Annotated in this window: 22 protein-coding genes and 1 other annotated feature (1 of these 23 only partly in view); of the genes, 4 read left to right on the forward strand and 18 right to left on the reverse strand. The window is 46.5% G+C overall.

The genetic code is table 11. From position 1 onward, the window contains the following. Positions 1-165 precede the first annotated feature (165 nt). On the forward strand, positions 166-1,101 hold the full coding sequence (gene corA / locus MKY14_RS18745; protein WP_036684479.1) for a magnesium/cobalt transporter CorA: 936 nt from the start codon (positions 166-168) through the stop codon (positions 1,099-1,101). A gap of 86 nt (positions 1,102-1,187) precedes the next feature. On the opposite strand, the gene MKY14_RS18750 is transcribed toward corA, so the two are convergent. The 11 genes from MKY14_RS18750 to MKY14_RS18800 all read right to left on the reverse strand — a co-directional run bounded on the left by MKY14_RS18750 (position 1,188) and on the right by MKY14_RS18800 (position 9,784). After that, positions 1,188-2,204 (reverse strand): HRDC domain-containing protein, encoded by a 1,017-nt coding sequence (locus MKY14_RS18750; protein WP_340977094.1) that lies wholly within the window; start codon positions 2,202-2,204, stop codon positions 1,188-1,190. Positions 2,205-2,413: 209 nt separating this feature from the next. Further along, positions 2,414-3,295 carry an ROK family protein gene (locus MKY14_RS18755; protein ID WP_340977095.1) on the reverse strand — a complete coding sequence of 294 codons (882 nt, stop codon included), beginning with the start codon at positions 3,293-3,295 and terminating at the stop codon, positions 2,414-2,416. Between the two features lie 163 nt (positions 3,296-3,458). Next, positions 3,459-4,358 (reverse strand): 5'-3' exonuclease, encoded by a 900-nt coding sequence (locus MKY14_RS18760; protein ID WP_076126491.1) that lies wholly within the window; start codon positions 4,356-4,358, stop codon positions 3,459-3,461. Positions 4,359-4,418: 60 nt separating this feature from the next. Next, entirely contained in the window at positions 4,419-4,784 is a 366-nt protein-coding gene (locus MKY14_RS18765) for an arsenate reductase family protein (protein ID WP_038569540.1), read from the reverse strand. 193 nt (positions 4,785-4,977) lie between these two features. Beyond that, positions 4,978-5,964 (reverse strand): RluA family pseudouridine synthase, encoded by a 987-nt coding sequence (locus tag MKY14_RS18770; protein ID WP_340977096.1) that lies wholly within the window; start codon positions 5,962-5,964, stop codon positions 4,978-4,980. A 1-nt stretch (position 5,965) separates the two neighbouring features. Beyond that, positions 5,966-6,532, reverse strand: a complete 567-nt coding sequence (locus MKY14_RS18775; RefSeq protein WP_076126402.1) for a cob(I)yrinic acid a,c-diamide adenosyltransferase — start codon at positions 6,530-6,532, stop codon at positions 5,966-5,968. A 171-nt stretch (positions 6,533-6,703) separates the two neighbouring features. Continuing rightward, positions 6,704-6,892, reverse strand: a complete 189-nt coding sequence (locus MKY14_RS18780; RefSeq protein ID WP_232061510.1) for an aspartyl-phosphate phosphatase Spo0E family protein — start codon at positions 6,890-6,892, stop codon at positions 6,704-6,706. Positions 6,893-7,142: 250 nt separating this feature from the next. After that, entirely contained in the window at positions 7,143-8,363 is a 1,221-nt protein-coding gene (locus tag MKY14_RS18785) for an aminotransferase class I/II-fold pyridoxal phosphate-dependent enzyme (protein WP_036683526.1), read from the reverse strand. A 13-nt stretch (positions 8,364-8,376) separates the two neighbouring features. After that, positions 8,377-8,877, reverse strand: coding sequence for an Lrp/AsnC family transcriptional regulator (locus MKY14_RS18790; protein ID WP_036683529.1), 501 nt, complete (start codon positions 8,875-8,877; stop codon positions 8,377-8,379). Between the two features lie 259 nt (positions 8,878-9,136). Next, entirely contained in the window at positions 9,137-9,520 is a 384-nt protein-coding gene (locus tag MKY14_RS18795; RefSeq protein ID WP_076126401.1) for a spore coat protein, read from the reverse strand. A gap of 30 nt (positions 9,521-9,550) precedes the next feature. After that, positions 9,551-9,784, reverse strand: a complete 234-nt coding sequence (locus MKY14_RS18800) for a spore coat protein (protein ID WP_036683535.1) — start codon at positions 9,782-9,784, stop codon at positions 9,551-9,553. Between the two features lie 176 nt (positions 9,785-9,960). Here MKY14_RS18800 and MKY14_RS18805 point away from each other — a divergent pair, with 176 nt between their 5' ends. Beyond that, the gene (locus tag MKY14_RS18805; RefSeq protein WP_076126399.1) at positions 9,961-11,211 is read left to right on the forward strand and encodes an NAD(P)/FAD-dependent oxidoreductase; all 1,251 of its coding nucleotides are present in this window, start codon (positions 9,961-9,963) and stop codon (positions 11,209-11,211) included. 440 nt (positions 11,212-11,651) lie between these two features. Here the strand turns inward: MKY14_RS18805 and MKY14_RS18810 are convergent, their stop codons facing one another. The 3 genes from MKY14_RS18810 to MKY14_RS18820 form a co-directional block, all read right to left on the reverse strand. Then, complete coding sequence (locus MKY14_RS18810; RefSeq protein WP_051491295.1) at positions 11,652-12,197, reverse strand: hypothetical protein; 546 nt, start codon at positions 12,195-12,197, stop codon at positions 11,652-11,654. A 212-nt stretch (positions 12,198-12,409) separates the two neighbouring features. After that, positions 12,410-12,829: a DUF350 domain-containing protein gene (locus MKY14_RS18815; protein WP_036683543.1), complete on the reverse strand. Its 420-nt coding sequence runs from the start codon at positions 12,827-12,829 to the stop codon at positions 12,410-12,412. Between the two features lie 31 nt (positions 12,830-12,860). Further along, positions 12,861-15,227 carry an endonuclease MutS2 gene (locus tag MKY14_RS18820; RefSeq protein ID WP_076126396.1) on the reverse strand — a complete coding sequence of 789 codons (2,367 nt, stop codon included), beginning with the start codon at positions 15,225-15,227 and terminating at the stop codon, positions 12,861-12,863. Positions 15,228-15,379: 152 nt separating this feature from the next. Between MKY14_RS18820 and MKY14_RS18825 the strand changes: the two genes are divergently transcribed. Further along, positions 15,380-15,727: a phage holin family protein gene (locus MKY14_RS18825; protein ID WP_036683548.1), complete on the forward strand. Its 348-nt coding sequence runs from the start codon at positions 15,380-15,382 to the stop codon at positions 15,725-15,727. A 70-nt stretch (positions 15,728-15,797) separates the two neighbouring features. Here the strand turns inward: MKY14_RS18825 and MKY14_RS18830 are convergent, their stop codons facing one another. Then, on the reverse strand, positions 15,798-16,865 hold the full coding sequence (locus MKY14_RS18830; protein ID WP_076126393.1) for a GGDEF domain-containing protein: 1,068 nt from the start codon (positions 16,863-16,865) through the stop codon (positions 15,798-15,800). Between the two features lie 315 nt (positions 16,866-17,180). On the opposite strand from MKY14_RS18830, the gene MKY14_RS18835 reads away from it, so the two are divergent. After that, on the forward strand, positions 17,181-17,534 hold the full coding sequence (locus tag MKY14_RS18835; protein ID WP_256716102.1) for a cupredoxin domain-containing protein: 354 nt from the start codon (positions 17,181-17,183) through the stop codon (positions 17,532-17,534). A gap of 138 nt (positions 17,535-17,672) precedes the next feature. Here MKY14_RS18835 and MKY14_RS18840 read toward each other — a convergent pair whose 3' ends face one another. The 3 genes from MKY14_RS18840 to pheS form a co-directional block, all read right to left on the reverse strand. After that, a complete protein-coding gene (locus MKY14_RS18840; protein ID WP_445669886.1) occupies positions 17,673-19,757 on the reverse strand; it encodes a hypothetical protein in 2,085 nt (694 codons plus the stop codon). Between the two features lie 205 nt (positions 19,758-19,962). After that, entirely contained in the window at positions 19,963-22,407 is a 2,445-nt protein-coding gene (pheT, locus tag MKY14_RS18845; protein WP_340034190.1) for a phenylalanine--tRNA ligase subunit beta, read from the reverse strand. A 118-nt stretch (positions 22,408-22,525) separates the two neighbouring features. Further along, positions 22,526-23,560, reverse strand: coding sequence for a phenylalanine--tRNA ligase subunit alpha (gene pheS, locus MKY14_RS18850; protein ID WP_076126387.1), 1,035 nt, complete (start codon positions 23,558-23,560; stop codon positions 22,526-22,528). 60 nt (positions 23,561-23,620) lie between these two features. Continuing rightward, positions 23,621-23,730, reverse strand: a binding site (T-box leader) (it continues 176 nt past the right edge of the window).

The raw sequence follows: 23,730 nt of genomic DNA on the forward strand, positions 1-23,730 counted from the left end.
ACAGGATAATCATCAGCTTGCCGGCGGCGGGAGCAGTTCTTCTTCATGCCCTCGAATCGTCATTCGGCCTCTTGTATTGATTGTAACGCCGGCCAAGCTGATTTTTTCTCTGTGCTTAATTAGCAGTCCCTGGTGAAGACCCGGGGATAGAAGGAGTGGAATCAGATGAAAATCCGGCTGGTGAATGCAGGGGTTTTTACACCTATTGATGAAATTGATGAAACATTGACACCCCCAACAGAAGGGTTCTATTGGATTGATGCAGATGTGGAGGATTTGGAGCTGCTTCAGCCCCTGTTCAACCTGCATGATCTCGCTGTTGAGGATTGCCTTAGTGAAGAGGATCAACGTCCAAAGATCGAAATATACGAAAGTCATTACTTTATTGTTGTAAACAGCATCCGCTTTGATGATGAGGAAATCTTCCTGCGGGCGCTCAATATATTCTTGGGCAGACATTATATTATTACTGTAACGAAACAAAAGATTCACGAGCTACGCGTCCTGAAGCCCATGTTATGGGAACAAGAGGTTAGCGAACCCGACCAATTCCTTTACCTGCTTATCGACCTTGTCGTAGATAATTATTTCTCCGTAGGTGACCGAATTGAAGCCCGGATTGAGAAGCTTGAAGAGGATATCCTAATGCATACCAAGAAATCTCATTTGAGTGAGATTATCGGTCTGCGAAGTGAGATCTTATGGTTAAAGAAGATGCTGGGACCACAGAAAGAGGTTATCAATACCCTGAATAAAAAAGACCTCCGTCTGATTGATGATCAGCTGCAGAAATACTTTAGCGACATTTATGAAAATGCAGTTAAAATATCCGAAACCTTTGAGACGTACCGCGATCTCATGGGCAACTTACGTGAGGCCTACCAATCCAGTATCGCCAACCGCGCCAATGAAATTATGAGAGTATTTACCGCGATTACAACGATATTCATGCCTTTGACCGTAATTACCGGAATCTATGGGATGAACTTTGATCATATGCCGGAATTGCATACGAAATACGGTTATTTTGCCGTTATAGGTCTAATGTTGACGTTAGGCTGTGGGATGCTGTATGTATTCCGCAAGAAAGAATGGCTATGAAAATAAACGGACGAATAGGCAAGACGAAGGCCCTTTAACCCTATGGTGTAAGGAAGCCTTCGTCTTTTTGATATGATAAAAAGCTACTAGAAACTGGTCACCATGCCCACTTTAGGAGCTTGCTCCCGCCGGAAACGAATGCGGATCAGCCGCAGACGTTCATAATAGCTATCCAGCCCTTCTGCTGCTGAAAAATCCTCCCCATACACCTTATGCAGCACTGGCTTTAGAAAAAGATCTCCAACCTCTGCATAGGCATTCCATATCGACTCCTGCTCATTCTGCGGCACATTTTTCAGTTCTACCTCGATCAGTTTCTCCACGCAATAACCTTCTCTTTCCAGCTCCTCTACCGCTTCAATCAGTTCGCGACGGTTCACTCCACTGTTCACCTTAAGCTGTTCTAACCCTAACCCATTCTCGATCCCTTGCAGCAGAATTCGCCGTAATCGCAGTCTTTCTAGCTGTTTCTTATATTTGACCTCTTTCTGTTTATAGAGCCAGGATACAAAAGAATCCTCCTCAATTTCTTGGTGTACCCAATTCAAAGGAAAGGAATGTTCCCTTGCAGCCGTAGAGGTTATAGCCAACCAATCCGTGCCATATTGGGCTGCCTTTCCTTCCCCTACACCAGGGATCTGCAGCAGCTCCTCTGGTGTATGTGGCAAGAAAGTGCTTATCAAACGTAACAAACGATTGCTGGCAAGAATGTAAGGGGCTTTCCGTTCACTAGAAGCTCGGCTGCGGCGCCAAGCACATAACTCCTCATATATAGCTTCGTTCCCATTATATTCACTGTAATATTGCAGCCTTAGCTGCTCCTGATTACGCCCGGTAAGGCCGTCTTCTTCATGAAATACGCCATCAATCAACGGCCGATAGCCATCCCCCATCTTCACCGCCAGCTCATGCCTGTAAACACAAAGCATTTCATTCCATGAACCACCCGCGTACCACAAATGCTCCTGTGTTTCCTCACCGCCTGAAAAATCACGCCAGCCCAGGCTCCACACTCCTTCTTCCTCTCCAATCCATAGCTGAGCGAACACCTCTTGATCCACCCCAGATATTCTGGATAAGCGATTCATAAATACAATTTGCATATTCATCCCTGCCTTTCTAGTCTTCAGCAAGCACTATACCTACCGGTCTGAGCTACTTATTCGCTGATGTGAATCCCACACTGTCAGACTCGGAAAACGCAAAAAAGCACCACTCTCACGATAAACGTGAAAGAGGTGCTCCCTCATTAAATGCTATACTGTTAGATCCACAATACCATATATTTCCTAACAGTCAATATCTTTTTATACTAGTTCCTTGCCAAAGCTAAAGTTGCCAGTCCAATCGCACCTGCAAGTCCTGCATTATCTCCAAGCTGCGGTGGCACAACATAATTATCGATGTCGGTATTGAGCGCTGGATGCTGAACATAACCCTTCAGCAGCTCCTGCAGCTTGGTACGAATTAGCGGGAACAAGTGGCTTTGCTTCATGACACCACCGCCCATTACGATTTTTTCGGGAGACAGAATCAACACGTAATTCATAAGTGCATGTGCAAGATAATGAGCTTCCATATCCCAAGCTGGATGGTCAACAGGCAGCTCGCCTGCTGGTTGTCCCCAGCGTTTGCCAATCCCCGGACCTGCGGCTAACCCTTCAAGGCAATCGCCATGATAAGGGCAGTAGCCCTCAAACGTGTCCTCTGGATGTCTGCGAACAAGAATATGCCCCATCTCAGGATGAGACAATCCATGCACCATCTGACCTCCAACTACTGCTCCCGCTCCAATGCCTGTCCCAACCGTAATATAAAGGCAGCTGTCCAGACCTTTAGCCGCTCCCCATTTACTTTCCGCAAGCGCTGCACCATTCACATCCGTATCAAAACCGATCGGCACGTTAAATTGCTTAGCCATTGTACCTACCAAATTATATTGTCCCCAGTGAGGTTTTGGTGTCGTTGTTATGTAACCATAAGTAGGGCTGTCCAGCACGGGATCAATCGGTCCAAACGATCCAATACCAAAAGCTTCTACATTCTTCCCATTAAAATAGTCGATTACGAGTCCCATCGTTTCTTCCGGTGTTGTTGTCGGAAAGCTAACTCGGTCCAGAATGGTACCGTCCTCATAACCAATTCCGCATACAAACTTCGTTCCGCCTGCTTCAATCGCTCCCAATAACTTCATAGCAACTATCTCCCTTCTCCATTAAGCAATAATCCGCCATCCAGTTTGAAAATAAAAATTAATATAAAATAAAACAATCAACAGCCCTTATTATACGTTGGATGAAGCGCTATCACAATAATAAAACTCCCTTCATGCTTTTTTGCATGAAGGGAGACTCTCCTTAACCCAGATCACCTAACTCAATCTGTACAATTCCCCGTTCGTCCTGCACCTCAGCGATCAAATGCATCAGGCTGCCAAATTCCAGTTCTTGAAATTTACGCGCGGCTGTTTCCCGTTGTAATTGCCATAAAGCTTCCGCCAGCTCACAGACCACAGGCACATCACAACGGATTTCAGCCAGCTCTCTTGATAGATGCAGCATATCAAGGTCGGCTTCAATCTTGGACCGTACACCTTTAGGGAGCAAGTGAAGATTCTCAATTACACCTTCAACTGTACCGTATTCCGTTAACAGCTTCAGCGCGGTTTTCTCACCAATCCCTTTTACACCAGGGTAATTATCACTTGTATCGCCCATAAAGCCCTTCAGGTCAATAACCTGTCTAGGGGTTAGACCTTTATCCTCAAGCAATTCTGCAAGGTCATAAACTTTATAGTTGGAGCGTCCTTTTTTCATAATGACGACCTTAACATTCTCATCAATAAGCTGCAGCATATCATGGTCACCCGTCAGAATGTAAACCTCAGAATTATCGCTGTAACAGGATGCTAGCGTACCAATGCAATCATCTGCTTCATAGCCGGCAAGACCGATGTTTGGCACACCTAGCTCAGCCACTACTTCTTTTACTAGATCAAATTGCGGAATTAATTCCAGCGGGGCTTCGATCCGGTTGGATTTATATCCATCATATTTCTCGGTACGGAACGTTCCTTTACCCATATCCCAGCAGCATACGACATGAGAAGGCTCAAACGTACTTACTGCATCAAAAAAATACTGCAAAAATCCATATACCGCATTCGTCGGTAAACCTTCTTTTGTCTTGCGAATATATCCTCCATAAGAGGTCGCATAAAAGGCCCGGAACAGCAGAGCCATTCCATCTACAAGCATTACCCGGCCCGTTGTATCTGTTCTCACTTATAAACCTCTCCCTTGATCGTTGTATTGATATTAAACATTAGTCCAAGTATCGGCATATTGGTCTTCTTTGAATCCCACCGTAACTTTAACTCCATCCGTGACAATCGGACGTTTGATCAGCATCCCGTGGCTTGAGAGCAGCTCTAACTTCTCCTGTTCCGTAAGCTGGGGCAGCTTGTCCTTCAGACCTAATGATTTATATACTTCACCGCTTGTATTAAAAAACTTCTTCAGCTCAAGGCCGCTGTTCGCGAGCAGCTCACGCAGCTCGTCCACCGTAGGTGGCTGCTCTGCGATGTGCTGAAGCTCCAGCTCATGACCTTGTCCCTGCAACCATTTCACTGCGCTGCGGCAGGTGCTGCATTTGGGATATTGATATACTTTTAATTTGCTCATGCTGTGCTCCTTTAATAATCGGCTAATAATATCGTAACTATGGGGAATGTTTGGACTTTCGGCCGCTGTTGTCTACAGATTTCTTCAATTTTACCGTTAAACACGTTTGAAATCCGCAGACAAAGGCGGTCGCTATCGCTCCTACAGTTCCAATCTTCCCCTTCGCCACACCATCGCCTGAATCATAATTTTATCACAAATCCGCTGTCGGACCTTGCTCCAATATTTTCTCCAAGGCTGCCATGTCAGGTGGCAACGGGGCTTCGAAAATCATTTTTTGCAGAAGCACCGGGTGCTTGAACGTCAGACGGACTGCGTGCAGCGCCTGACGCGGTATGGAAGCATCGAGTGCTGCAACGGTCTCCAATTGCTCGCTTTGAGTTGAAGTCAATTCTGGTAGATTGTACAGCTCATGACGGTACATGCTGTCCCCAATCAGCGGACAGCCGATTGAGGTCATATGGACCCGAATCTGATGCGTACGCCCACTCTCCAGCTTTAGTTCAACTCTAGAGCCAGCTGAATACACCTGCTTAACCTCATATCGGGTTAGGGAAGGATATCCATCCGGTGTCACGATACGCCGATGTGGCTCCTCAGGATCACGATCGATAGGGCCGTCGATATCGCCGGATAACTCCGCAGGAACCCCGTGAACAAATGCAGCGTAACGCTTATCCACAGTACCGGCGATCATCTGCTCGGAAATATGCTGATGGCTGTAAGGATTTTTGGCGATCACTAACACACCGGAGGTCTCCTGATCCAGACGGTGAACAGGCCGGAAACGGAAGCGTTCATTCTTCTGTGCCCAATAATAAACCACACCATTGGCAAGCGTGTCGGTGTAATGTCCATGTGTGGGATGAACTATAATTCCCGCTGCCTTGTTAACCACTAGCAGATGTTCATCTTCAAATAAAATCTCAAATGGAATCGGCTGCGGCAAAATATCATCCGAAGTCTCCGTTTCCATGCGAATCTGCACGGTATCTCCTGCCTTTACATGCACACTAATGTATACACGTTCACCGTTTAATGTAATGCCTTGCTCCGTCTGCTTCAGGCGAGAGAGCAGCTTGCGTGAGACATCCATCCGTTTGTGCAGGATGGTCTTCAGCAGGAAGTCATCTTCTTCAGGCGGTATGATATAAGTAATGGGTGAATAATAGCTTGTCATATTAGTCTCGGAACACCTTTTTACTGCGGATGTATTCTACATCAGTAATCCCTGACCGTGTATTAGCCGTTCTAGCCAAAGCAAAAAAATAATCCGACAATCGATTGAGATAAATCACCGCTTCTGGGTTAATGTCCGCAGTTCGCCCTAAGGTAACCGCCCGGCGTTCTGCACGACGGCAAACCGTGCGGCATACATGTAGAACCGAAGCCAGCTGACTACCTCCTGGCAGGATAAATTTCTCAAGTGGCGGATTCTCCTCTTGTAGAGTATCTATCCAGCCTTCCAGCCGCTGAGCCATCTCACTTGTCACCATATATTGACCACCATCAGCAAGTCTAACAAATGCTAAATCCGTACCGCAATCAAACAGCTCATGCTGTATTTCGAGCAATTGCTCGCGGACATCGTCGAAATTATCACTTTCCATCAGGCTTCGTGCTTGCCCTACAAAACAATTCAGCTCATCGATCGTTCCGTAGGCCTCGACGCGGACATCATCCTTGCCGACCCGGCCGCCAATCACTGAGGTCTGACCTGCATCACCCGTACGTGTATAAATCGCCATGGTTTAAGCCTCCTATCCATTCTTAAAAAACATATACTGATAGTTTAAGCTTTCTGCTATAAGGAAGGCAATAAAGATAGCAAATTAAGAGTATACACAAAAACACCCTCATTAGTAAGAGTGCACAACAAAAAGAGGACCCTAGGGTCCTCTCAAGAGCATTCAGCAGCACTATTTTCCAGCTGGACGCCCCTTCATGTACTCATTTATTTTGAGGTCCAATAAACTGCTAATTTCAATCACATTATCCGAAGTGAATGATTTTTCCTGCAGGAAAAGCTGCTCCATCTTGCTGCGGAGTATTCTAATTTCATCTTCCAGAGAGAGTATGCGAGCAGAAGCATCACCCTTGGGGGGTATTTTCCCATTTCCAGAGAAACATTTCCCACCATAGGAAGGTAAGTAATAATCGGCGCTAAGCACAATCATCCCTCCCAAAAGTATTATTGAGCGCGTGCTGCAAAAGAGCATAAAAGTTAAATAAAGCAACTTCAAAGCAACGCTTAGTTCCAGAGTAAATGGATCCTTGTAAGTTCTATTATAGGGGCTAATTACTCTCAAAGTAAAATAATACCATAGGATTGTTTGATCGGCTATAGTTCAATTTTCACTAATCCGTTCTCTCACGTGTAAGCTTTGTGACAAAAGCACCAATGCGTTCTACTGCTTCGTTCAGTTGGGATACTGATGTGGCGTAAGAACAGCGTAAGTAACCTTCTCCACCTAATCCAAAGACACTTCCAGGCACAGCTGCAACCTTGTATTCAAGCAAAAGCCGCTGAGCAAACTGATCAGAAGTCAGCCCTGTCTTGCGCACGCTTGGAAAAGCGTAGAAGGCGCCCTGCGGCTCATGGCACTCCAGCCCTGCATCGCGTAGGCCCTTGACGATCAACCTCCGCCGTTGGTTATAGGAATCCACCATCCGGTCCTTCTCCTCCATCCCATTGGTCAGCGCTTCAAGTGCAGCCACCTGTCCCATAGAAGGAGCACACATCACAGTATACTGATGAATCTTAAGCATTGCAGCGATAAGATCCGGGTGACCACAAGCATACCCCATCCGCCATCCGGTCATTGCAAAAGCTTTGGAGAAGCCGCTAACCAGAATCGTACGGTCTATCATGCCTGGTAAAGAGGCAAAGCTGACGTGATTAATGCCATAAGACAATTCTGCATAAATCTCATCTGAAATCACTATAAGATCATGTTTCTCTACTACCTTAGCAATCGGCTCCCAATCTTCTCGGGTCATTACACTTCCCGTAGGGTTACTTGGGTAACACAAAATCAGAACCTTGGAGCGCGGAGTGATTTTGGCTTCCAAGCTTTCCGCAGTAAGTTTAAAGTTATTCTCACCAACCGTTTCAATACCTACAGGTATTCCTCCACCAATCGCGGTGATCGGCGAATAAGAGATATAACAAGGCTCCGGAATCAGAATTTCATCCCCCGGTGAAATCAGCGCACGTAGTGCCAAATCGATGGCCTCGCTTCCGCCAACGGTTGCTATAATTTGATTGGCAGGATCATATTCCACAGCAAAACGGCTGTGCAAGTAATTCGCGATCCCTTCTCGCAGTTCAGGCATTCCTGCATTGGATGTATACCCTGTAAATCCTCTTTCCAGCGAATAGACACAAGCCTCTCTGACATGCCAGGGGGTCTTGAAGTCAGGCTCTCCAACTCCCAAAGAGATGATATCCTTACTACCTGCAGCCAGATCAAAAAACTTGCGGATACCCGAAGGTTGAATTTGCTGTACCAACGGGGCCAAATAAGAATCCATTGATTTGCTGTCTTCTCCAGTTAGCTGCGATTTATTCGTGATCATATGATTACTTCCTTTATGGAGAGATCATCAGACGGTTGTCTTCCTCATGCTCTTCGAAGATGATCCCGTCCTGTTTGTATTTTTTAAGGGTAAAATTCGTTTTGGTTGAAAGTACTGAATCAATTGGAGACAGCTTCTCAGATACAAAATTGGCCACTTCACGTAAATTCCGGCCTTCCACTTCCACCAGAAGATCATAAGCACCAGACATCAGATAAACTGATTTGACCTGTGGATACAGGTAGATTCGCTCGGCAATCCCTTCAAAACCACGCCCTCGTTCAGGCGTAATCTGCACCTCAATCAGTGCGGTTACCTTCTCATCGTCCACTTTATCCCAGTTTACAACGGCGGCATATTTTACAATGACATGATCTTTCTCCAACTGCTCAATCGCAGTCTTCACATCTTCTTCTTCCGCGCCAAGCAGCGTTGCTAAGAGTGCAGTAGATCTTCTCGCGTCTTCCTTAAGCAGTTCCAGCACTTTCCTCTTAAGCTCGTTCATTTCCTTCATGCCTTCCCTCCGGATAGTTCGCCAATGACGGTACGCTATTAATGCGTCGCCCCGCGAAAAGAGTTTAATACTAATATGACATGAAATGTGCATCTCTGCAAACAAAATAACCCCATAAGAGCTTCCATGAAAGGCAGAGTTTACATAGAACATACACAAAAAAATAGAAAAAACGCCCGTTCTACCGGATTTAACCAGTAAAAACGGGCGTTATCTCCACACTCATGAAGCGATTTGCTTCATTCGCCAACCATCATGGTTACATTAAATGAGAAGGCTGATGTTGTCCGTTAGCCGGGATATGAGCATTCTGAGCGTATGCGCCAAATTGCCCGGTTTTTTGTTGAACAAATTGCCCTGTTTGCTGTTGCATTTGCTGTGCGGTTTGAAGCTGCTTGTCCACATCTTGGCGCAATGCTTTTGCAGGTGCAGGATACATATTCAGTTGAGACATATGCGTGTATAAATCACCTTGGAGTTGCAAAGTGTCCATGGTCATAGTGTTAAAAACCCTACGAACGGCTGGACATGCTGATTCTGTAGCAGCTGTAGCATATTCGCGTACGGTCCGCTTCAAATCACACAAAATGGTGTTTAGTAAATCCTCATCCGGCATAAATGCCCCAGTATTTTGCGCGTTCATTAAATAACCTCCCTAGAATTAATATTGCAATTATTGTGGGCTTGTTGGCGCGTATTGTTGATGTTGTTGGATTAACTGAGTGAGCTCAGTCATGTGTTTGGTGTGATTTTGCATATGCTGCATACAAATTTGGCGAACTTGTTGATTCTGTGTTGTCGCAGCCGTTGCTGCACATTGCTTGAGAAGCAAGTCCTCATTAGAGATGGAGTCAGCGATATATTCCAATTCCTTACCACTTAGCGCTTGCATTTGCGTTGATTGCATTTGTTGTAGTCCCTCCTTGTAGTTGATTCATACAGGCTTTAGTATGCCGCCTATGCCCGCGATTTATTTGCCGCAAGGCACTAGAGAGTTATGACAGAAATAAGAACATACCGCGAATGAGACGATAAAATGCCGCCAATACTAAATCACGGCACGAATGAAGGAGCGAACAATTCATGAATTTAAATAGTGGAAATACACCTTGGTCAAGCACTTTACAGAACCCTCCAACTTACCCCTCTCTAGAAGGTACTATTCATTGTGATTGCCTGGTTGTAGGCGCCGGAATGGGTGGGGCAATGGCCGCCTATCGCTTGTCCTTAAGTGGAGCGGATGCTGTTCTGATCGAAAAAAGACGGGTCGGCAGCGGCAGCTCGCATGCTAACACTGGACTCCTGCAGATTTCCAACGATAAATCGTTAACCTCATGCATGAACACCTTTGGGCAAAAGAACGGTTTGCTCTTTTATCAGTTATGCCAGGCTGGGGTAAGGAACATTCTGGACCTGCCGGACAAGCTCGATATCGATCCGCAGATCATTCCTCGCAGCAGTCTTTTGTATGCCAGCACTCCTGCGGATGTACCTGCATTGCGGGAAGAATATGAGAATCTCGTGGCTAATGGCTTCGATTCTGAATTTTGGGAAGAGGATAAGATTGCAGCTCTGTACTCTTTTTCAAAACCAGCAGGACTTTATTCACGCGGGGATGCCGAAGCGAATCCTTATCGAACGGTGCACAGCCTAATCGCCAAGGCAGCGTCGAATGGCGTCCGCGTCTTTGAACAGAGCGAAGCGAAACATTATGAGTTTACTGAGGATGGCGTGATTTGCCATACAGAAAGTGGCCGGATTATTGCCAAGGATGTTATTTTTGCAATGGGTTATGAAACACAGGAATTCAAAAAAGACCGGGGCGCTGAGCTGATCAACACGTATGCAGTGATGACCAAACCTCTAAAGGATTTTCCAAAGTGGCATGAGCGTAGCCTGCTGTGGGAGACAGCCCGCCCTTATTTATATTTTCGGACAACCCCTGAAGGCAGGATTATTGCGGGAGGTAAGGATGAGCAGTTGACAGACCCCGAACGTCGTGAGGTCCGAGTGATTTCTCAAGGTCAAAAATTGCTCGAAGAGCTTGAAGCCTTATTTCCAGAAATTAAAGGCATTGAGCTGGAGTACTCTTGGGGTGCTGTGTTCGGTTCTACTCGTGATGGGCTTCCATATATCGGCCCACATCCAAAGTTCCCTCACTGTTACTTCATCGAGGGCTACGGAGGCAATGGGACGGTGTACAGTATGATCGCTGCGGAGTTGTTAACGGATACGATTGCCGGCAAACATCGGCCTGAGTTAGATTTATTCTCACTCACCCGGTCAGCCAAACCCTCTCCTTCTAAGAGTTTGGACGTGATGAAACAGAACTGATTTTTGTAGAAAATAAAAACGGGGCTGGCCCTCGCAGCCGCTTCACGGCTTTTGGGACAGCCCTGCTTTTTATTTTTCTTGCTTCAATCATAAATCCATCAGCCCATGGAGCTTACGGACACAGTTGACGTTATTTACATGTTTTTAGCCTTTAAAGCAAGGTTTCGGACTCCAGTGATGCTATCCTTGGAAAGAGGCCCATATATAGGCGTTTTTCAGGCCAATAGCTGCACTAGAGTCCGATAGCATTCCAAATATCGGATAATGGTGCGATTAAGGTCGGTTGTGTCCGTTAGCGGGTTAATAAGAGCATCCGACAGTGATTTCATATACACACGCTTTCGACAACGGTCAACGGTCAAGTAAGGTCCAAAAAAAGAAGGGGCACGCCCCAGCAGCTATTAGCTTATGGGACCGCCCCTTTTTTTATATACTTATTCTTACGCCTGAGCGTTGCTCAAATTGCGTACGAGCTGAATCCGATCTTCCTGTGCCAGACTGTGCTGAACATGGAAGCAGGAAGGACATACGTAAACATTGAGTGAGAATGGAGCGGTTAATACCGACTTACCTAGTGTAGCTGGAGCAGACGGCTCAAAGCTGCTCACAGGCTGCTTACCCGCAAGGATAGTGAGCTCATGACATTGAGTACATTCCGGAGCTTCCTCCTGAATGGCTAGAATAGCTGAGACACTCTCTTCGTACTTGTTCAAGTCATAATCATCGCCGAATTGATTAAGCGTATTATAGATTGGAACTACGCTGTCTTTATCAGGCTCTCCCCAAAGATCATCGTCATTAACAACCTCTTGTTTGGGTTCCTCTACGACTTCCTCTACTTCTTCTTCTTCGATGCCGTCAATCCCAACAGTGACCGTACGGTATCCGCTAAGCTCATTGTTACAGTGAGGACAATTCTCCTCAGGTCCAAATTCCTCGTCCCATACAATTTCAGTATGACACCAAGGGCATACAGTTGTTTCCATCTTTATAATCTCCTTCATACTTTCACTTTTAAATTTAATTCATCATTAAATAAATAATACCGGCTGCTATAAAAGCAATCGCTGACAGAAACAGAACTCGGGTGAGAATCTTCATGATTTCCTCCTAAGATACCCCACAAAGAGTGGGACTGCTCAATTCAAAGCTTGTCCAGATCCATAATCCTTTGCAGGGTGTCCTTATAAGGACGGATTTAAAAAATAGCCGCACCTATTACATAAGACAACGATACCGAGATCAGCATGGCAATAAGTCCAACAGCACGGTTATCCGCAGCGATCTCCTCGTCAATAGAGAATACAGGGGTCAGAAATTCAAATAAAAAATAGGCAAGCAGCAGCAGCAAAAAACCGACGACGGACCACTTCATTGTCTCGTAAATTGAAACACCTGCTTCAATACTGAAACGCAGTACGTTGCAAATTCCGAAGATTTTGCCGCCTGTCGCCATTGCCACTGCCAGGTTTCCCTTACGAATTTCTTCCCAGCAATTATATTTCGTTACCATTTCAAAAAAAGACAGAAATACAACCAGCCCAAGAATCGCCACTGCAAAGTAGCCAAGCAAGGCACCTAGCGGATGACCCAGCAAAAGATCAATATCTTCTTGCACGCTTTCCCCTTCTTTCTGCCGGGAAATCCCGCTATTGCAGCTCAGCCACAGTTACGCCCGCGCCGCCTTCGTTATAATTCCCGAGCCGATAACTCTTCACATGCTTGTGCTTACGCAAATATTCCTGAATTCCTGTGCGCAGCACACCCGTTCCTTTACCATGAATGATGGCGATCTGGCCCAGATTACCTAAAAAGGCTTCATCGATAAAACGATCTGTCTCCATGATAGCTTCCTCCAGGTTAGTCCCGCGCAAATCCAGTTCACTGCGAATGTTCTCATCACGGGAACGTTTGACGGTTGTCGCATGGCGAAGGGCCGTTGGCGCAGCTGTTGCTTTCGAGGAGAGCAATTCCAAATCATCCAGCCTTACCTTCATCTTCATAATGCCAAACTGCACCAGTGCCTCTTTAGTACCGCTTAGCTCCACCACAAAGCCCTTTTGGTTCAAGCTGTCGACTTTCACTTCATCTCCAGGACCAATTGTACGTGGAGCCTTGGTAGTCTTGCGGGTAACAGCCTTCTTGCGCGGTGATGGCTCAGCTTCATCCAGACGTCGCCGCGCTTCAATCAGCTTATGCTCTTTAACTGAAGCTCCTTCTTCCATAGCCAAGCGGCGCAAATCACTGATAATTTCCTCAGCTTCCTTACGCGCTTTGTCCAGGATCGCGCTGGCGTCCTTCTCAGCCTTCTCGAGGCGTTTCTCACGCTGGCTTTCCAGCTTCTCAAGCTCTTGCTGTTGTCTGCTGCGCAGCTCCTCCACTTCGCGGCGGATGCCCTCTGCACGTTCATGCTCCTGTTCCGCTCCCAGCCGATTCTCTTCGAGAGAAGCAATCATATGCTCCACGCGCAGATCTTCTTCCTTCACTTCGCCGCGGGCATGCTCCAGAATCGCATGAGGCAGGCCTAGACGCTCGGCAATCGCAAAGGCGTTACTTCGTCCGGGTACGCCGATCAACAAGCGATAGGTTGGGCTAAGGGTCTGGACATCAAATTCCATACTGGCATTGATGACTCCCTTACGCTCATAAGCGTATGCTTTCAGTTCGCTATAATGTGTTGTTGCGACCATCCGGCATTCGATCCGGTGAATATGCTCCAGAATGGCAATTGCCAGCGCAGAGCCTTCTGCCGGGTCGGTTCCAGCCCCCACCTCATCAAGCAGAATAAGGCTCTTAGGAGTCATTCTACGCAGAATGGAGATAATATTAGTCATATGACTAGAGAAGGTACTCAGACTTTGCTCAATGCTCTGTTCATCGCCAATATCAGCATAAATGGCATCAAACACACACATCTGGCTGCCTTCCTCTGCTGGAATAAACAAGCCGGACATCGACATTAAGCTCAACAAGCCGATGGTTTTGAGGGTAACGGTCTTACCACCGGTATTCGGTCCGGTTACGATAATTGAGCTGTATTGATTGCCCAGCTCCACGTCCAAAGGAACCACATGCTCCGCTGGAATAAGCGGATGCCGCCCTTTGCGCAGCTTAAGATAACCGCGGTCATTCATACGCGGCTGAGTAGCCTTCATATCACGAGCAAGACGCGCCTTGGAGAAGATGAAGTCCAGTTCTCCCAGAATATCAATATCGTAGGTCATTTCTTCCGCAATGTCGGCTACAAGTGCCGTCAGCCTGTGTAAAATGATCTCGATTTCCCGTTCCTCACGCAGCCGTGTTTCACGGAGTTTATTATTCATCGCCACAATAGACTCTGGCTCGATAAATAAAGTCGCTCCTGATCCAGACTGATCATGTACGATACCACCGAAATGGGCACGGTACTCCGCTTTTACGGGAATAACAAACCGATCACCACGAATGGTCACCAGCTGATCCTGCAGCATTTTCGCTACAGAAGACGAACGAATCATCGAATCCAGCTTCTCACGAATTCTGGTCTCTCCTCCGCGCAATTCACGGCGAATGTTAGCCAGCTCAGAACTAGCTGTATCAAGTACATCAGCATTCTCGTCTATACATAAACGGATGGCATCTTCCACATGTTTTTGCTCCGATAAAACGTCGCTCAGTGAGAACAGGAGCTCAATCTTTTCTTCCTCATGCATAGCTGCCAGGAAACGTTTGACTCTGCGTGCGCCGCCAATGGTATTTCCAACGGCCAGCAGCTCAGTTGTTCCCAGCATTCCGCCGATAGAAGCACGTTTTAGTGCAGCTCGAATATCGCTTACCCCGCCGAACGAAGGAATGCCCTTCAGGCGATCCACATTAGCCGCTTCATCCGTGGCTTGAAGCAGCTTCTTCACACCTTCGAAATCGCCGGAGGGCCTTAGCTGCTCCGCAGCCAATCTTCCCATGGGGGTTTGCGTATATTGCATTAATTTATTTAAAATCTTGCGATATTCAAGCGTATGCAAAATTTTGTCGTCCAATTACAGTCACAGCTCCCTTCATAGATGTTTCCATTATACAGAATTCAGGTCAATTTCGCTATTTGGGTCTTATTTTTAAGCATAGAATCACGTAATAAGGTCACAATAAGAACTGCACATATCCTTAGCATGGGCCAAAGGAGGTTAGTACAGTGAATTTCTTAAGTCATGTTGGTCGTTTTGTGGTCGCAGCGCTTGTTCTGATGGTTGTTGGCTGGATTGTTCCACAGTTCACGGTTGGTGGGTTCTGGAGCGCTTTAATCCTTGCACTGGTGATTGCGCTACTCGGCTGGGTAGTCGAAGGAATCTTCGGCAAAAAAGCAACGCCTTTCGGTCGTGGTATCGTCGGCTTTATTGTCAGTGCGGTAGTAATCTGGGTCGCTCAATTCGTAGTCAGCGGAGTCAGCGTATCCATTCTGGGTGCCATCTTAGCAGCTCTTGTCATTGGGATTATCGACCTGTTTCTGCCGGTATCCACTCCATTTGAGGCCGCTAAGTAACAAAAGCTCTTCACAACACAGAACCCCCTATTCCGGTTCTTCTCCGGCAATAAGGGGTTCTGTGTTGTTTTTATGCAAAAGACACAATCTCCTCTTTATGACTCTCCGCACAGTTGACCACTCTGTTCTTGCCTTGCTTTTTAGCGGTATAGAGCGCTTTGTCTGTTTTACGAAAGAGAAGCTCTTTTCCATCCCCAAGCTGATAATCACAAATTCCAATGCTCACGGTGATCGGCTTGTTACCAGCCTGCAAATGTTCAATTTGAGCAATATTTTTCCGTAATTTCTCTACTGCTTCATAGGACTCCGAGAAACTTTTATCTGTAAAAATCACAGCGAACTCTTCCCCGCCATACCTAGCCGCAAAATCATTTAACTCAATCATGCCGCCTACCTTGTCCGCTATCACCTTAAGTACAAGATCTCCAACCCTGTGTCCGTAGGTATCATTCACTTGCTTGAAGTTATCAATATCGAAAAGAGCCAGCTGTAGCTGAAGGTTGTTGCTTTCACATTGCTCCAATAATGAATCCAAATATTCATGAAAGGTTTTATGATTATAGAGTCCAGTGAGTGCGTCTATCTTCAGCAGCTTATCCGAAATAGCCCTCTCCACCATTAGATCTTGGCCCGCCTTGGTTAATCTTTCTAAATTAATACGCGCTTCACGAGCACGAATAATTACTGCAATAGCCATCAGCACAAATACCAAAAATACACACTCTACCATCAAGAATTCAAGCAGCGGTTTATGTAGGAATGGCCGTTCCAACCCAAAATATACCCCGGCATAAAACACAATACTAAATAACCCCATTATGTACAGGAGCTTACGATCAAAATAAATAAGAGCAACCATAATCGGCATCATAAGTGTCATCTGAGCACCGTCAACAAAAGGCTCTAATACAAAATACATAAGATAGGACACTAAAAACCCGCAGCTAACCACCCCATATTTAGGGGACTGTTTACTATAACGCAGCCACAGCTCCGCAGTAATCATAAGGAACACAATTAGTAAATTACAGGCTATAAATAAATGCCATAGATTCGTATCCATGGTTGTTTTTATTTGGAGTCGGTCAATATTCGACAAAAACAGCAACTGTGAAATTAATAAAAGAATGACTACCATCCAATAGCCTTGTAAGATTCTACGGTGCCAAACCTCCGTACTTAGCGCATCATTAATACTTGTAATATGTATCCCCTACTTTTATACGTTAATGTAATAGCTTTCATTATAATAAATTTTAGTTATATTTTCATCATTTTTTTGCAATTTACGACAAAGTTTGAACAGTCTGCCTGTTCACATAGTTTTCACATTTCATCAAAGCGCTTACTTAAATTTTAAGTTATGATGTCTACATAATTGTCACATTTTCACTATGCTTGGACTTCTTGGGAGGGGATTTAGATTATTAAAAAATTTGCAATTCTACTTTCAATGGTGTTCGTTATAGCACTTACAGCCTGTGGGAACAACAATGATAGTGCTGCTGGCAATACTAACACAGCGGAGCCGGAAATCGAGGCAGAAACAGAACTCATAATTACAGCTACAAATTACAGCTTTGATCAGGAAGAATATCATCTAAAAAAGGGTGTTCCCGTCAAAATCATTTTTAAAAATGATGACGGCAATCACGGTATCCTTATTCCAGAGTTCGAGCTGCAGCTTAATGAAAAAAAATCCTCAAAGGTGATCGTACCCGAGAAAGCTGGAACTTTCGAAATGACCTGCTCCATTATGTGTGGCTCCGGACATAGCGGAATGAGAGCTACAATCATCGTGGAATAGATTACACATAAACAGCCGATTATTAGGGATTCCCCCTGAGATCGGCTGTTTTTTTAATTTGAGCTCATTAATAAAGAGAGCTGACCCGAAATAGATCTCTCTACTCATCAGGTCAGCTCTTTTACTTGCATCCGGCACTCAACTGTCTTGCTCGATCAGTTGAATCCATTCATTATATTCATTTTGTAGCTTGGCATATTCCTCTTTAAGGTTACGATGCTCATCTGTCAGCTTGTCAAGCTCTTCCTGACGCATTTCAAACTGGAGCTGCAACAAACGAAGCTGTCCTTGAACCATTTCATAGCTTTCACCAACTTCACCTAGCTGCTGAAGCACTTCGCTACGTTCACGATCAATAGCTTCCTGCTTCATTTCAGCCTCACCGGCTTCCTGCTGCCAAATGTCGATCTCCTCACGCAGCTTTGCTTCGAGATCCGTCCACTGCAGCTGCTGATCGGATAGTTCCTCGTACTTATGCTTCCAGGAAGCTCCGTACGCCTCTGCTTCCTTCAGCACTTCCTGTTGCTCAGCAACAGTAGCAGCAGCTTCACGACTAGCTTCAGATAACTCTTCTAAGCGTCGTGTTGCCTCTTCGCCTTCTTCCTGCAACAGTTGATATCTTTCCTGCAGGCGTTCTCCTTCTTGCAGTACATCGTCGTATTGAGCAATCAGTTCCTCATAACGAACACGAAGCGCAGACAATTCCTTCTGAGCCTGCACACCTTGCTCCCGAAGTACCGCTGTTTCGCGTTCTGCATCTGTACGAAGCTGAACCTCCTGATCCAGCTGCTGTACTAATCCATCGGCTTGCCCACGTAGCGTGTCGATCTCTTTCTGGAGCAACACGGATTTCTCCTCAGACTCCAGCAGATTCATTTCCAGTTCACCAATATCTTCCATGCGTTTATCCGAAAGCTCCTGCCAGTTAGCCGCCTCTGCTGCTGATCCCGCAAGCTCTTCCTGAACACGGTGCAGATTTTCACTCGTCTCCTGTAGTGACGCTCTTAGCTCTGTAGCTTCATTCTGTGACTGTTGATAACGCTGGCGTAACTCTTCCAGCTCCTCATTCAACAGTGTGCCCAGCTCAGTAGCCGTGTGAAGCTCTTCACTGAGCTGTTCTTCACGTTTAACAATCGCTTCATATTGTCCAAGAAGCGTCTGTCTTGCATCTCGCTCACTCTTAAGACTGGCTTCAGCCGCACGTAATCTGGACTGAAGTTGCCCTGTCCCACCACGAAGCTCAGCCAGCTGTTTTTCCAGCTCTTGAATATTTTGCTTATGTCTATGCTCTTGAGTGCCTTGTGACTGCCGCAGTTCCTTATTCTTGGTTTGTTCCCGCTGCAGTGCTTCACGTTCTTCCGCCAGCGCTTTGCCCAACTTCGCTTTGGTACTCTCAAGCTCCTTACCTAACGTCAACTTGGTATCCTCAAGCTCCTTACCCAGCGTCAATCTGGTATCTTCGAGTTCTTTACCTAATGTAGACTTGGTAACCTCAAGCTCTTCCTCCAGTGTTGACTTGGTCTCGGTCAGCTCAAGCTGCAGAGCAGACAGCGTGTCTGTCTTCTCCTTGGTCAGCGTCTCCCGGATGTTCTCCAGCTCTTGCAGATGAGCAGCCTTCTGCTCCTCCAGCTGCTGCAAGTGGATGGCTTCCGCCTTCGCCAGTTCCTGCCGCTGGTGTTCACGACTAGCTGCCTGCTCTTCTTCGTAGCTTGTCCGCAGTGCTTGCAGCTCTATCTCGCGCTCAAGCAATTCTTCTTCCAGCTTCTTGCGTGCAGCTTCCACAGCTTGCACTGCCTCCTGAAGCTGTTCCGCATGTACCTTGCGTTCATTCTCCTGAATCTCCAAATGCCGCTTACGTTCTTCCTCCGCAGCAGCAATCAGTCGCCCAGCCTCTTCTTTGGCCGCAGCTTCTAGTCGCTCGAATTCTTCTTGCCGCTCCCGCTGTACCTCCAGCAGGCGAGATACTTCCAATCGCAGTTCACTGCGTTCACCTGTCATCATGTTTAGTTCATTTTTGAAGTCCTGAACCTGAATAGCCTGCTCCGCCATATGTACAGCTGCAAGCACCGCTATACGCGGTGTGTCCAGTCTGGTGTGAGATTTAGAAATCGTGCGCATATGTTCATCAACATAACGGGCCACTTGTTTCATATATTCAGTACTGCTTCCGACGAGTTTATAGGAAGTTCCGTATATCTCCACGGCGACACGTGTCCGGTCCATAGCCACAGTTGTGCCCTCCTTTGTATGTGTGCGGATTCTAAGCTAGTTTCACTTCTTCTATTGTAGCTTTTTTGGTAAGCATTTGGCAAAATCCCTAATATTCAATAGATTATGGCTGATATTCTCCGCTTTGCACTCTACCTAGAAAAAGCCGCAGCGAATCTCAGTTTCTAAATGGATTCGCTGCGGCTTTACACAATTCCTGCTACTTTCTTAATTCTGCACCAAAAGTTTGTTGAAGAGATGCTAATACCTTCTCATGCACCTCTCCTACTTCCTCATCAGTCAGTGTATGTTCACTATGACGATACAGCAGTGAGATCGCGATGCTCTTCTTTCCATTCTCCAGCTTACCACCAGTATAAACGTCAAATACCTGGACGGACTGGAGCAAAGTACCTCCGTTATCGCGGATGGAAGCTAGCAGATCGCCCGCTGGTACAGCGGAATCCACGACCACAGCAATATCCCGCTCCATTCCTGGGAAACGCGGAAGCTCATTATATTGCAAACGGCTTTGCGCACTTTCATATAACGGCTGCAATAAAATTTCTGCCGCATAAGTATCCACCAGATCCAGCTGTCTTTGCAGATCCGGATGAATCTGTCCCATCGTTCCGATCTTCACACGACCCTCGTTTCCGAGTAAATATACCGACGCGGAACGCCCAGGATGATATCCTTCTGGACTATCTCCTACATAGACGATTTTATCGGTCAGCCCTAAATGAGCAAATACCGTTTCCAGCGCACCCTTCAAATCAAAGAAGTCCACAGGCTGTGCCGAAACATTCCATTGCTTCACTGTTAGGCTTCCGCTAAGCAGCAGCCCCAGCACCGGCAGTTCTCGTGGCTGACGAGTCAACTGTTCTTCATCCGTGAAGAAGACGTTGCCGATTTCAAACAATGCCAAGTCGCTTTGACGACGATTGGTATTGTAGCTGGCAATATCCAAGAGTTGTGGTAGAAGGCTGGTACGCAGTACGCTGCGTTCTTCACTCATCGGCATAGCCAGCTTCACCGCTACTGCTCCTTCTGATAACTCAGGGAACATTGTGCTTTGTTGCGGCTGGATGAAGGAGTAACCCATCACCTCTTGGTAACCGCCATGTGACAATAGGCGACGCAGTTCACGACGGAGCGCTTGCTTGTGAGTTAGTGCTCCTGGCGTTGTAATTCCTTCAATTAGAGTCGTTGGAATATTGTCATACCCGTACAGGCGGGCAATTTCTTCAATAAGATCAACATCATAGCTGATATCGCCACGTCTGGTTGGGACTTGAACTTCAATCAGCCCTTGTGCGGTATCTCCACATTTGAAATGTAGACGGCCAAACAATGTCTTCACTTCCAACAAGGACAAATCCGTTCCCAGATAACGATTCAGTTTCTCTAAGGACAAGGTGAGAACCTTCTCTTGAACAGCGTCAGTTCCTGCTTGCACGATGCCTTCATGGACCGATCCGCCAGCATAACGTGCAATCAGTACGGCTGCACGGTTCAATGCAGGAATAACTGCACTTGGATCCACTTCCTTCTCGAAACGAAGGGAGGCTTCCGAGCGAAGTCCCAATTGACGCGAGGTTTTACGAATCGTTCCTCCATCAAACTTAGCAGATTCCAGAACAAGGTTTACCGTCTCAGCAGTAACCTCTGTATCCCGTCCACCCATTACTCCGGCCAGACCTACAGCTTTTACTCCATCAGCGATAACGAGCATTTGCGGCTCTAGCTTACGCTCTTGACCGTCAAGTGTAACCAAAACTTCACCTTCATGGGCAAGACGAACGCCGAGTTCTCCACCTTGTACTTTATCTGCATCAAAAGCATGCAGCGGCTGTCCATATTCCAGCATCACATAATTGGTAATGTCCACAATATTATTAATTGGACGAACCCCAGCAGCCATCAGACGATTCTGAATCCACAGCGGTGATGGTGCAGGTTTAACACCTGCAATATAACGAACTGCATAATGGCTGCAGTATTCTTCATCTTCAATCTTGACGGAAATGGAATCCGCAGCAGGACCACTGATCTCAATCATTTCGCTTTTTGGATCAGGTAATTTAACTTCACGCCCAAGAATTGCACTTACTTCATAAGCAGCACCAATCATGCTGAGGCAATCTGAACGGTTCGGAGTCAGATCGAATTCCAGAATCTCGTCATCTAAGCCGAGGACCTTGGAAATATCCTGACCAATCTCTGTCCCTTCAGGCAGCACAAGAATACCTTCTTGTTGCTCTTTTGGAAGCAATTTATCATTCAGTCCCAATTCTTTGGCCGAGCAGATCATTCCTTGCGACAGGACACCGCGCAGCTTGGCTTTTTTGATATCCAGTCCTGGCAGCTTAGCGCCAACCATTGCTACAGGTACAGTTTGACCTGCAGCTACATTTTTTGCGCCGCAAACGATTTGTAGCTCCTCATCTTGGCCCACATCCACGATACATACGTTCAGCTTGTCTGCATCAGGATGTTTTTCCTTTGATTTCACATAGCCGGTTACGATGCCGGAAATGCCTTTATTGCGGCGCTCTACGCCGTCAATCTCAATGCCGGCAGCGGTAATCTTCTCCGCTAGCTGTTCGGCGGTTACTCCTTCAATCGATGTATAATCAGCCAACCATCCGGTTGATACTTTCATATCCGCTCACTTCCTTTATGTTTCAGATGTATTTATTTCACTGTCGTTCGCGCTGCTTCCTGTGGGAGAACACTCCAAAGCCATTCTCCGCCACTATCAGCCAACGCGCCCACAAAAACTAAACGCCCTTGAATTGCTTCACAAAACTCATGTCATTACTATAGAAATGTCGGATGTCATCGATGCCGTATTTAAGCATCGCAATCCGCTCTACACCCATTCCGAAAGCGAAGCCGCTGTACTCAGCAGGATCATAGCCACCCATTTTCAGTACATTTGGATGCACCATACCTGCGCCAAGGATTTCTAACCATCCGCTTTGCTTGCATAGTCTGCAGCCATCGCCGCCACATTTGAAGCAGCTTACATCTACTTCAACACTTGGCTCAGTGAATGGGAAAAAGCTCGGACGAAGACGAATGCCTGTATTCGGTCCAAACATCTCCTGCACAAATTGTTGCAGGGTGCCCTTCAGATCACTCATTCGAATGTTACTTCCAATGACCAAACCTTCGATTTGGTGGAACTGGAAGGAATGCGTTGCATCATCATCATCACGGCGGAATACTTTACCCGGGCAGATGATTTTTACCGGAGCTTCACCGTTCATAGCCTGCATAGTACGAATCTGTACCGGCGAGGTTTGTGTGCGCATTAACAGGTCATCCGTTAAATAGAAAGAATCCTGCATATCACGTGCCGGGTGATTCTTAGGCAAATTTAGAGCTTCAAAGTTATAATAATCGGTCTCTACTTCCGGACCTTCAGCTACACGGTAGCCCATGCCGATAAAAATATCCTCAATCTCCTGTACGACTCTGCTAAGCGGGTGAATGCCCCCTTGCTGCATACGGCGACCCGGTAAGGTTACGTCTACTTTTTCAGCCTGCAGACGTTGCTGGGTTTCCTGCTCTTGAAAAGCCTCCTGCTTCGCGCCGATAATCTCCTCAATAGCACTGCGAACCTGATTCGCTACTTGCCCGATTACCGGACGTTCCTCAGCACTAAGTCCTCCCATACCGCGCAGAACCTCTGTAAGCTCACCTTTTTTACCGAGATACTTCACTCTTAGATCATTTAGTACCTGCGGATCCATAACCTCCTGCAGCTTAGCCAGCGCTTCAACCTTCAATGCTTCCAACTTCTCTTTCATGGCCGTGTACAGCCCCCTTCAATCATTGTCTAGTTCAACAAAAAAAGGCCTTTCCTCCCGGTAAGGGACGAAAAGACCGTGGTACCACCCTTGTTAGACAAGCTGATCTGTTCCCCTTAAGAGCTTCATTCCCTCTTTTGGCTGGACAGATACCTATCTCACTTTATACA

This window comes from Paenibacillus sp. FSL R5-0887 (genome assembly GCF_038002305.1).
GTDB classification, from domain to species: Bacteria; Bacillota; Bacilli; order Paenibacillales; family Paenibacillaceae; genus Paenibacillus_AQ; species Paenibacillus_AQ odorifer.

What these genes read in the sequence shown, in the direction of transcription:
- MKY14_RS18795 (WP_076126401.1), bottom strand. Translation starts at nt 9,520, where the DNA reads ATGAACGCGCAAAATACTGGGGCATTTATGCCGGATGAGGATTTACTA.
- MKY14_RS18770 (WP_340977096.1), bottom strand. Translation starts at nt 5,964, where the DNA reads ATGACAAGCTATTATTCACCCATTACTTATATCATACCGCCTGAAGAA.
- pheS (WP_076126387.1), bottom strand. Translation starts at nt 23,560, where the DNA reads ATGAAAGAGAAGTTGGAAGCATTGAAGGTTGAAGCGCTGGCTAAGCTG.
- MKY14_RS18830 (WP_076126393.1), bottom strand. Translation starts at nt 16,865, where the DNA reads ATGGTAGTCATTCTTTTATTAATTTCACAGTTGCTGTTTTTGTCGAAT.
- MKY14_RS18810 (WP_051491295.1), bottom strand. Translation starts at nt 12,197, where the DNA reads ATGGAAACAACTGTATGCCCTTGGTGTCATACTGAAATTGTATGGGAC.
- MKY14_RS18755 (WP_340977095.1), bottom strand. Translation starts at nt 3,295, where the DNA reads ATGAAGTTATTGGGAGCGATTGAAGCAGGCGGAACGAAGTTTGTATGC.
- MKY14_RS18775 (WP_076126402.1), bottom strand. Translation starts at nt 6,532, where the DNA reads ATGGCGATTTATACACGTACGGGTGATGCAGGTCAGACCTCAGTGATT.
- MKY14_RS18840 (WP_445669886.1), bottom strand. Translation starts at nt 19,757, where the DNA reads ATGGACCGGACACGTGTCGCCGTGGAGATATACGGAACTTCCTATAAA.
- MKY14_RS18790 (WP_036683529.1), bottom strand. Translation starts at nt 8,877, where the DNA reads ATGAAGGAAATGAACGAGCTTAAGAGGAAAGTGCTGGAACTGCTTAAG.
- MKY14_RS18765 (WP_038569540.1), bottom strand. Translation starts at nt 4,784, where the DNA reads ATGAGCAAATTAAAAGTATATCAATATCCCAAATGCAGCACCTGCCGC.
- MKY14_RS18800 (WP_036683535.1), bottom strand. Translation starts at nt 9,784, where the DNA reads ATGCAATCAACGCAAATGCAAGCGCTAAGTGGTAAGGAATTGGAATAT.
- MKY14_RS18785 (WP_036683526.1), bottom strand. Translation starts at nt 8,363, where the DNA reads ATGATCACGAATAAATCGCAGCTAACTGGAGAAGACAGCAAATCAATG.
- corA (WP_036684479.1), top strand. Translation starts at nt 166, where the DNA reads ATGAAAATCCGGCTGGTGAATGCAGGGGTTTTTACACCTATTGATGAA.
- pheT (WP_340034190.1), bottom strand. Translation starts at nt 22,407, where the DNA reads ATGAAAGTATCAACCGGATGGTTGGCTGATTATACATCGATTGAAGGA.
- MKY14_RS18760 (WP_076126491.1), bottom strand. Translation starts at nt 4,358, where the DNA reads ATGCTTGTAGATGGAATGGCTCTGCTGTTCCGGGCCTTTTATGCGACC.
- MKY14_RS18750 (WP_340977094.1), bottom strand. Translation starts at nt 2,204, where the DNA reads ATGCAAATTGTATTTATGAATCGCTTATCCAGAATATCTGGGGTGGAT.
- MKY14_RS18805 (WP_076126399.1), top strand. Translation starts at nt 9,961, where the DNA reads ATGAATTTAAATAGTGGAAATACACCTTGGTCAAGCACTTTACAGAAC.
- MKY14_RS18835 (WP_256716102.1), top strand. Translation starts at nt 17,181, where the DNA reads ATGGTGTTCGTTATAGCACTTACAGCCTGTGGGAACAACAATGATAGT.